Source organism: Vicinamibacteria bacterium, assembly GCA_035620555.1.
Lineage (GTDB): Bacteria > Acidobacteriota > Vicinamibacteria > Marinacidobacterales > SMYC01 > DASPGQ01.
This window is the reverse complement of sequence record DASPGQ010000782.1, coordinates 1-8,863: the sequence shown is the minus strand read 5'-3', so window position 1 is coordinate 8,863 and position 8,863 is coordinate 1. Positions and strand designations below refer to the sequence as shown.

Annotated in this window: 8 protein-coding genes; 6 read left to right on the top strand and 2 right to left on the bottom strand. The window is 63.1% G+C overall.

Going from position 1 to position 8,863, the window contains the following annotated elements:
• From VEK15_31530 to VEK15_31520, 3 genes are all read left to right on the top strand, one after another.
• Nucleotides 1-291: SDR family oxidoreductase (locus tag VEK15_31530; protein HXV65269.1), on the top strand; the 291-nt coding region annotated here is incomplete at its 5' end.
• Between the two features lie 367 nt (nt 292-658).
• Nucleotides 659-1,162, top strand: a complete 504-nt coding sequence (locus tag VEK15_31525) for a hypothetical protein (protein HXV65268.1) — start codon at nt 659-661, stop codon at nt 1,160-1,162.
• Nucleotides 1,159-2,118 (top strand): type II CAAX endopeptidase family protein, encoded by a 960-nt coding sequence (locus tag VEK15_31520; GenBank protein HXV65267.1) that lies wholly within the window; start codon nt 1,159-1,161, stop codon nt 2,116-2,118. Before VEK15_31525 ends, VEK15_31520 begins: the two co-directional genes overlap by 4 nt.
• Nucleotides 2,119-2,213: 95 nt before the next feature.
• Here the strand turns inward: VEK15_31520 and VEK15_31515 are convergent, their stop codons facing one another.
• Together VEK15_31515 and VEK15_31510 are read right to left on the bottom strand one after the other, a co-directional pair.
• Nucleotides 2,214-4,196 (bottom strand): hypothetical protein, encoded by a 1,983-nt coding sequence (locus VEK15_31515; protein HXV65266.1) that lies wholly within the window; start codon nt 4,194-4,196, stop codon nt 2,214-2,216.
• A 43-nt stretch (nt 4,197-4,239) separates the two neighbouring features.
• The gene (locus tag VEK15_31510) at nt 4,240-5,106 is read right to left on the bottom strand and encodes a universal stress protein (protein HXV65265.1); all 867 of its coding nucleotides are present in this window, start codon (nt 5,104-5,106) and stop codon (nt 4,240-4,242) included.
• Between the two features lie 85 nt (nt 5,107-5,191).
• Between VEK15_31510 and VEK15_31505 the strand changes: the two genes are divergently transcribed.
• From VEK15_31505 to VEK15_31495, 3 genes are all read left to right on the top strand, one after another.
• The gene (locus tag VEK15_31505; GenBank protein ID HXV65264.1) at nt 5,192-5,668 is read left to right on the top strand and encodes a hypothetical protein; all 477 of its coding nucleotides are present in this window, start codon (nt 5,192-5,194) and stop codon (nt 5,666-5,668) included.
• Nucleotides 5,669-5,706: 38 nt separating this feature from the next.
• Entirely contained in the window at nt 5,707-7,299 is a 1,593-nt protein-coding gene (locus VEK15_31500) for a D-aminoacylase (protein HXV65263.1), read from the top strand.
• 165 nt (nt 7,300-7,464) lie between these two features.
• A complete protein-coding gene (locus tag VEK15_31495) occupies nt 7,465-8,820 on the top strand; it encodes an aminotransferase class I/II-fold pyridoxal phosphate-dependent enzyme (GenBank protein ID HXV65262.1) in 1,356 nt (451 codons plus the stop codon).
• The last annotated feature ends 43 nt before the right edge of the window (nt 8,821-8,863 follow it).

Genomic DNA, 8,863 nt, shown 5'->3' with positions numbered 1-8,863 from the left:
GCCCGGGACCGGGCCCACGTCATCGCGGCGAAGAGCGGCCTGATCGGTCTCACCCGCGCGCTCGCGGAAGAGGGCCGCGGCCGCATCCGGGCGAACGCCGTCGTTCCGGGCCTCATCCGCACCGAGCGGAGGCCCGGCCAGTCCGACCCGACCGTCGGCGAGAGCGAAGTCGGGATGCCTCTTGGCACGAGTGAGGACGTCGCCCGCACCGTCCTCGCCTTCTGCGACCCTCGCGACATCTACGTCACCGGGCAAACGGTGCACGTCAACGGCGGTCGATTCATGCCCTGAGGGACCTCGGAGTCTCTATACTCCCCGCGTGGGTCTACCCGGGTTCGTCTTGCTTCTCCTCACTCTGGCTACCTGGGTAGCACCGCTCTCGCCGGAGTTTACCCTCGAGATCCAGGCCATCATCGCGGGGATTGGGTGCGTATCTATTCTCACGAGCAGGGTGATGCAAAACTCACCCCACCCTGTGCGAGCGGAGCGAGCCCGGCGCAATCGTCCGCACTCGGGCTGCTTCGAAGGAACGAGATGTTGCGGGGCCGCTCCGAAGGGCTGCCCACCGCAAAGTTGCCGCGCCGTAAGCAGCCCGAGCCGTGGCGGCCGATCGAACGCGGGTCCCGCCACGGCATTGAGCACGAGAATGACTCGCTTAGTGAGTTTGGAGTTGGCACAGCTCGGGGTTCGGGTCGATAACCTCCTCCCGGCGTGTGGGGTGTTTCTCGCCGTGACCGCCGGTCTGACCGCTCCAGCGATGATTGGGACGCGGTCCGGTATCGGGTTGCCGTTCCCGCTCGGTGAGCTTCCACGCTACTTCCTCTGGGCATTCTTCCAGCAGTTCGTAGCCGTCGGCGCTTTCTGGCTCCCTTTTCGGCGGGCGATGGGATTGCCCCTGGAAGAAGTCGGATCGTTCTCTCGCGAGGTGGCCGTCGCTGGGGCGGTGGCGCTCGTGTTCGTGGTCGCGCACGCTCCCAATCCCGGGCTCATGGTGCTCGGGGGCGTCGCCGAGCTCGTCTGGTTGAGTCTCTTCGGCCGGTTCCGAAACCTCTTTGCACTCTCCGTCGCCCACGGGGTCGCTGCCCTCGTGGTGAGCCATCACCTCGTCCCGTCTTTCTGGCTGACGTCGATGCGGGTGGGTCCTTCTTACTGGGAGCCATGAACCGCCATAGCATCGTCCTCGCCATCTTGCTATCGATACTCGCTAGCCTCGTCGCGGGGCTCAATATCGGCGTCGGCGCGGTAGACCGCGCTCTGATCGCCTCGGTCGGCGCACTTTTCGCTCTCTTCGTCCCGTTCTTCCTCTTTGGGCTGAGCGACTTCCTTCGCGGCTCTCTTTCACGACCGGCCTCGCTGGCACTCGTGCTCGTCGCCTTGCTCCTGCCTTGCCTGGTTTACTTCGCGGGGACGTCCGATTACCGCCCGACTTCCTTCATCGGGCTCGTCGCCTTCATGGGTGTTCCCACGGCGCTCGTGCTGCTAGCACGACGCCGCCCGGCGCCGGTCCTGTGGGACGTCCTCGCGGTGCTCGCGATCTGGCTTCCTTTCGACTTTCGGCTCCTCGACGGGATCTGGTCTTGGCCGGAAGGAAGAGCTTCCTACGGGCTCTCCGTGGTGCTCGCCGTCGACCTGGCGCTCGTTCTCTTCGTCGCCTACCGTGCGACTCCTGGTGTCGGCTATCGGTTCCGACTCGGGCTGCGCGATTCGGCCATCGTCCTGGGTTGCTTTCTCGTTTTCTCCGCGCTGGCCATTCCCCTCGGGCTCGGTATCGAGTTCATCGAGTACACCGCGCGTCCCTTCGACCTTCTGGGTCTTCTGGGCTCCTTCGCGGCGATCCTGATTTTCATCGCCGTCCCCGAAGAGCTTCTGTTTCGCGGTCTCATCCAGAACTTCCTGGAGAGAACGTGGAGGCGCGACTTGCTGGCCCTCGTCGTGGCCGCGGCGATCTTTGGCGCTGCACACCTGAACAACGGCGAGGTGCCGAACTGGAGCTACGCCCTGATGGCGACGCTCGCCGGCTTGTTCTACGGACTGGCCTACCGCTGGACCGGTACGATCTTCGCGTCGGCCTTGGTGCACGCGCTCGTGAATGCCGTATGGCGTGCGTTTTTCCGGTGAGGGCCGCGTTGGGCGGCTTTGCCTTTGGGGGCGCCAGGCGAGTCGGCCGTTGTGCGTGCGGCCACCTGGGCCGATGTGATGGTCGAGGAGCGGCATCAGCGGACGACGATGGCAACCACGTAGTGGCTGCGGCCGCCGTTCCACGCAGCGCCGGGCGCGCTCGTGCCGCCGAGTTCCACGGGCCCGGCGGGAAAGTCACGGCGGAATAGATCGAACTTCCCCATGACGTCCCCAGCGACTTGGATAGTCTCGTCAATCGAGGTCCAGGTCTGAATCCATCGGGGAATGCTCGTAGCCCGGGCATCGAACCCAACGTAGACCGTGACCGGCCTTGTCACCTGGAACGTCAGGAACCTCGATGCGTCGACGAGCTTGTCGTCGTTTCGTGTCCGGATCCAAAGCGCGCCTTCGAGCACCTCGGGCACGACCACGAGCTCGTAGTCGCGGTCGACGTAGTAACGATCGCCCGGCCCGATGTATTCCGCGCCGAGACTGGCGGGACGCAGATCCGAGAGGACGAGGTCTTTGTCACCCACGAATACCCGCAGATTCTCTGAATAGGCCGACGATGCCTCGCCGACGGCCCTCACCCGATACCAGATCGACGTCCCCGGAACGACTCCGGTGTCCGAAAAGCTGGCGTCGTCGATTGACGTGAGCGCGATTCGGCGGAATGCACCGGGGATACCGCCGTGATCTGGAGCGCGCTCCACCTCGAAACTCCTATCGTCGCGATCCTCGGTTTGGGAACTCTCACCCCACTTCAGATCGACGCGGAACGACGTGCCGGAGACGACGCGCATTCGGTGGGCGACTTGCGCGAGCGCCTCGGAAGATGGGGAGGGCAGCCGTTGGAACTCACCAACCGCCAGAGCCCAATCCGATTCGTAGGGAGCTTCCCAGGTGCTCGTGTCAGGTTCCATTTCGCCCAGATCGATCTCCCGGTAGCTCTGGCGGGTATCCACCGCGATCGCCGGCTGGGGTGCACGAAGATTCTCGAGCGATAGCTCGACGCGGGAGGCCCTCTCTTTGTAGAAGAGGTATCGTCCGGATTGGGCCGATCCCAGGCATAGCGTGGTGCTCTCGGGGTCGGCGTCACCCGGGCTGCAGCGCCTCATCTCTTTCACGAAGCGTCCCCGGATGAACTCGAAGTGCGCTCGGATGACATCCCGGTTGGGAAAGGGCGCGGAGCCCAGCTCGTGAGTGCCGCCTTCGAGGAGATAGCCCCAGATGTTGCCCACGCCTCCGGCCAGGGTCGAGCGCCAGAGTCCGCGCCGAACGTCGTCGACTCCATAGTGCTTGGACTCTCGGTCGGGAAGGACGCGAAATCGATCCTCGGAGAGGACCGGCTTGTCGGGGTTCGCCTCGAGCGCGGCGACGTAAACGTCGTAGCCAGGCTCATGATGCTCGTAGCTCGCGTAATCCAGCCCGTCGTTCCACGCGCGGTAAGGAGAGTGGTTCGTCCCGCGGTTGGGTCCGGCGGGACGCCCGCCGAGTAAGTGTGGGCGGGGCAGCAGCTTGTGCAGACGATCGCGCCACGAGTGAATCTCCGCCCGGCTCACCCACTCGTTGAGATCGAATCCATACCCCATGCTCCACCCGGGAAGAGGTCCGAGACGCCGGGCAATGGTCTCCTCGACCCTCCTTGCCACCGAGCCCCGGAGCCCTCCCCAGTCGCCTCGCGCCGACGGCGTCTGACCGCGCTCCTCGTCTCCCCAGGCCCAGAGGTGCACCATCCCTCCCGCGGCGTTGGTCTTCCGGATGAGAAGCTGAAGCGCATCGAACGTTCTCGGGTCGACGGGCGGATCGCTTCCCGGAATCCTCCGGCAATCGTCTTCTCCGAGGTCGAACCACCGGCATGAGAGAAACACGTGGAATCCATTGAATCCGTGCTCGGAGACAAACGTGCGGATGTCGCGGTCGATCTTGGAAGGGTTTTCGTAGAAGTGTTGCGGCTCGGCATACATGACCAGCTGAGGCACGAAGGCCTCCCCGGTTCCCGTCCATCCCCATTTGTTTCCGAAATGGGTGAGGTCACCTCGCGCCTGAAAGAGCGCGAGGACGAGCAACAAAGACATCACGCGTCGGATTGGGAAAGGGAGGGTGCCGTTGGCCGGGAAGCTATTTGACGCAGAGGACCGCCACCGGTGAGAAACGTACGACCTTCTCGGCGATGCTTCCCATCAGAAAATAGTCGAACCCGGTGAGGCCCCGCGTTCCGATCACGACGAGGTCGGGCTTCTTCTCCCGTATCGCCTGGAGGATGCAATCGGCCACATCGTCCGCCTCGCGAACGTCGGCCTCGAACGGCTGCCCTTCCATCCAGTCCTTCATCCGGTCGCGCAAGCGATCGGGAAGACTCGGATCGGCTCCGAAAACCCGGATGTACTCTTCGGGATGCAGGCCGGCGAATGCCGGATTCAAAACGACGTGGAGGAGAACGAGCGAGCCCTTCGCACCCTTCAGCTGCGACCCCGCAGCAACCGCGCGCCTGGAGTTATCCGAGAAGTCCACCGGCACGAGGATGGTCTCAATCTTGGTTCCCGGCTTCGCATCGGAGCGGACGGTCACCACGGGGACAGGTGCATGGCGAACGATTTTCTCGGCGAGGCTTCCGATAATCCACCGATCCACGCCCGAGCGACCGTGCGTTCCCATCACGACCACATCGGGCTCCCACTGCTCGATCTTGTCCATGATCGCTTCGTAGGCCGAGGGATTCCTCTCGACCTCGCAGCTCGCGACCAGCCCCTCCTTCTTGAGGCCCTGGCACTCTTTTTCGAGCTGGGCCTTGGCGTCGGTCTCGAGCTTGTCGAGAAAATCCGTCAGGAGGTCCCCCAGCTGGCGAAAATCGTGTGCGTGGGTAAGGACCTCGTGCACAAGCAAGAGCTCGGCGCCGTGTTTCTTGGCGAGTGCTTTGGCGAAGCTCTTGGCTGGCAGACACTCGGGAGACAGGTCGGTTGGAAACAGGATCTTGCGAACCTTCATGACGAGAACTTAACCCCGATCGAGGAACGTTTCAAGAGAGGATGCTTGACAGCACGTCTGCCACAACCCTACCCTTTCGCCCTCGATGATCTTCCGCTACGATGAGTGGACGACGTTTCACCCGATCTTCCAGCTCACGATCCTCGGGCTGTTCGTCATCGCCGGGGTGGTTCCCATGCGATCCGCGCCGTCGATGGGTCTCGTCTCTGTCGCGGTTCTGGTGATCCTCGTCGCTGTCTTCGGGCGCCTTCGGTTTCGCGTGGACGAAGAGGCGGTTACCGCCGAGTTCGGTTTTCTGGGCTGGCCCGCACAGCGTGTGCCGCTTGCCTCCATCACCCGCGCTCGCTCGGTATCCTACCGCCCCATCCTCCAGTTCGGCGGTTGGGGTATTCGAACCGGGAAACTGGAGGGGGAACGTACCGGTGTGTACTCGCTCGAGGGAAATCGAGGCGTGCTCCTCGAGCTTTCCGAGCCGCGCCGGGTCTGTATCACGAGCACCCGTCGATTTCTGCTCGGCACGAGCGACGCCGATCGCCTCGCGGCAGCCATTGGCAAACCCTGATCGCAAACCTTGATCGTCATTTCTAAGGAGGCCCGCGCATGAAGACTCTGAACGTGTCGCTCCTGACGTTCATTCTCGGAGTCGGCTCCGGACCGGCCCAGGAGGCTGAAGTCCTGACCGTCATCATCGCGGGGGGAGAGGTCCATGACGGGCTCGGCGGACCACCGCGAACGGCCGATGTCGGTATTCTCGGAGATCGGATCGTCGCCATCGGTGATCTGAGCGGTCGCTCGGCGGGCCAGCGGCTCGACGCCCAGGGACTCTCCGTGGTGCCCGGCTTCATCGACATTCACAGCCACGCGGTTCGGGGTGTCTTTCGACATCCGATTGCCGAGAACTACATCCGCCAGGGGGTGACCACCGCAGTCGGTGGACCCGACGGTGGCTCGCCCTACCCCATCGCGCAGTTCCTGGCCCGGGTCGATGCGGCTCCACCGGCCATCAATTTCGCCCTCATGGTCGGTCACGGAACAATCCGACGGGAGGTCATCGGGAACGAGGACCGCGCGCCAACGCCGGAGGAGCTCGGGCGAATGAGAGAGATGGTGGCGCGGGCCATGCGCGAAGGGGCCTTCGGTTTGTCTACCGGCCTGAAATACGTCCCCGGAGCCTACGCGGAAACGGAGGAAGTGATCGAGCTCGCGCGCGTCGCGGCGTTTTTCGGTGGGATTCACATCAGTCACATGCGCGAGGAAGGCTTGAAGCTGCTCGACGCCGTGCGGGAGACCATTCGCATCGGTGAAGAGGGAGGTCTGCCGACCCAGCTCACGCATCACAAAGTGGTTGGCGCTCCCATGTGGGGCGCGAGCACCAAGAGTCTCGCCCTCGTCGACGAAGCGAGAGCGAAAGGGATCGACGTCACGATCGATCAGTATCCGTACACCGCGTCGAGCACCTCTCTCTCGATTCTCTTTCCCGCGTGGAGTCTCGAAGGCAGCGAAGAGGATCGCGTGGCACGTTTGAGAGACCCGCAGCAGCGGGAGAGGATCAAGAAGGCGATCATCGACAACCTCGTCGAGGACCGCGGTGGGGGCGATCCCAAGAACGTCGTCGTCTCGCAATGCTCCTGGGACCCCTCGCTGAACGGGAAGAGCCTCGCCGACATCCTTCGGGAGCGGGGCCGAGCCGTTACCATCGACGAGGCCGCCGAGCTCGCCCTCGAGCTCGAAGAGAAAGGGGGATTCTCCGGCGTTTTCCATGCCATGGCGGAAGAGGACGTGAGGCGCATCCTCCAACACCCTCAGACGATGATTGCATCCGATGGCGGGATTGTGGCCCCAGGCGAAGGGGTGCCCCATCCGCGTAACTACGGAACGTTCGCTCGGGTGCTCGGACATTACAGCCGAGACGAGGAGCTTCTCACCTTCGAGGAGGCGATCCGGAAGATGTCGAGTCTGCCGGCGCAGAGGCTCGGGCTTCGTGACCGCGGAGTCCTGAGCGAAGGCGCTTACGCCGACATCGCGGTCCTCGATCGTGAGCGAGTCAGCGATCCCGCCGTGTTCGGAGATCCGCACCAGTACGCCATCGGTGCTCGACACGTGCTCGTCAACGGCGTCCCGGTGATCGCCGACGGACAGGTGACCGGGGCTCGGCCGGGCCGCGGCCTGAGGCACAGGTACGTAATTCGGTAGATCGTCAGTGCAGTACGATCCCTCCCCTCGTCACGCCGCGGTCGCCCGGTCGCGAGAGATCTGGGATCTTGCTTGCGTTAACCGGCTCTTTTTCCTATGCTTTTCCGATCCTGGGAGGCATTCGTCAATTGCGGACACGGTAGGGAGAACGAGGGAGCAAGCCACATGACACCGATTCGAAACAGTCGCAGAACGTTTCTGAAGAGCGCCGGAATGACGGCACTCGTGGGAGCCGTAACCGGCAGCTCCTCGAGGGCTACGGCCCGCGGTGCTCTGTGGGAAGCGCCGGCCGATGAGCTTTTCGACTTCGAAACGCCTTACAGCCGAGTCGGGACCCACTGCATCAAATGGGACCGCCAGATCGAGAAGTTCGGCAAGGACAACATCATGGTGGGAATGGGTATCGCCGACATGGATTTCCCCGCGGCGCCCTGCATCACCCGAGCTTTGGCCGAGCGTTGCCATCACGAGAACTGGGGTTACCTGGAGATTCCGGACTCTTACATCGAGTCCATCGTCGCCTGGAACAAGAAGCGCTATGGCCTCGACATCGATCCCGACACTATCGTTCTGTCCAACGGCGTTCACCCGGCACTCATCGCTGCTCTGCACACGTTCTCGCCCCCGGGAAGCAAGGTCCTGCTGACGACGCCCACCTACAACGGCTTCTACTCGGACCTGACCTATTGCAACGTGCAGCCGGAAGACAGTCCGATGAAGCTCGTCAACGGTCGGTACTCCATCGACTTCGACGATCTCGAGTCGCGAATCAGCCACGACACCCACACGCTGATTCTCTGCAACCCGCAGAATCCCACCGGCAATTGCTGGTCGGCCGAGGATCTGATGAAGCTCGGGGAGTTGTGCCTCAAGCGTCGCGTCGTCGTTCTCGCCGACGAGATTCACTGCGATTTCGTCAACAAGGGAGAGAAGTACACTCCGTTCGCCAGTCTTCCCGACAAGGAGATCGTCGACAACAGCCTCACGTTCAAGGCCGCCAGCAAGACGTTCAGCCTTGCGGCGATGAAGAGCGCCTGGTTCTTCTCGACCAACCCCGACTATCTCGCCAGAGTGAAAGCCAATCACCGAGCGGACGTCAATACGCTGGGTCTGGTTGCCAACCAGGCGGCCCTGACCGAAGGCGAGAGCTGGCTCGATCAGCTGTTGGTCTATATCGACGGGAACCACGCCTTCGTCGAAAACTACATCAAAGACAACATGCCCTTGGTCCAATATACGAAAGCCGAGGGCACCTATCTCGCCTGGCTGGACGTCGGGCAGGTTATCGACAGGATCGACGCCAAGAAGAAGGCCGCGGAAGCCAGCAAGACCGCGGACACGCCCGTGACGCCCACGACGATCGTGGAGAAATGGTTCGTCGAGAACGCGAAGGTCCAGTTGAACCCCGGAGCGTCCTACGGCACTGGGGGAGAAGATCACATGCGGATGAACCTCGGGACCTCCCGCAAGCTCATCGAGCTGGCGCTCGACAACATGGCCGCGGCGCTGAAGAACGTATAGCTCTCGGGAAGAACGTCGAGATTCCGGCCAGAGCTCAGGCGAC

What these genes read in the sequence shown, in the direction of transcription:
- VEK15_31510 (HXV65265.1), bottom strand. Translation starts at nt 5,106, where the DNA reads ATGAAGGTTCGCAAGATCCTGTTTCCAACCGACCTGTCTCCCGAGTGT.
- VEK15_31520 (HXV65267.1), top strand. Translation starts at nt 1,159, where the DNA reads ATGAACCGCCATAGCATCGTCCTCGCCATCTTGCTATCGATACTCGCT.
- VEK15_31495 (HXV65262.1), top strand. Translation starts at nt 7,465, where the DNA reads ATGACACCGATTCGAAACAGTCGCAGAACGTTTCTGAAGAGCGCCGGA.
- VEK15_31515 (HXV65266.1), bottom strand. Translation starts at nt 4,196, where the DNA reads ATGTCTTTGTTGCTCGTCCTCGCGCTCTTTCAGGCGCGAGGTGACCTC.
- VEK15_31500 (HXV65263.1), top strand. Translation starts at nt 5,707, where the DNA reads ATGAAGACTCTGAACGTGTCGCTCCTGACGTTCATTCTCGGAGTCGGC.
- VEK15_31505 (HXV65264.1), top strand. Translation starts at nt 5,192, where the DNA reads ATGATCTTCCGCTACGATGAGTGGACGACGTTTCACCCGATCTTCCAG.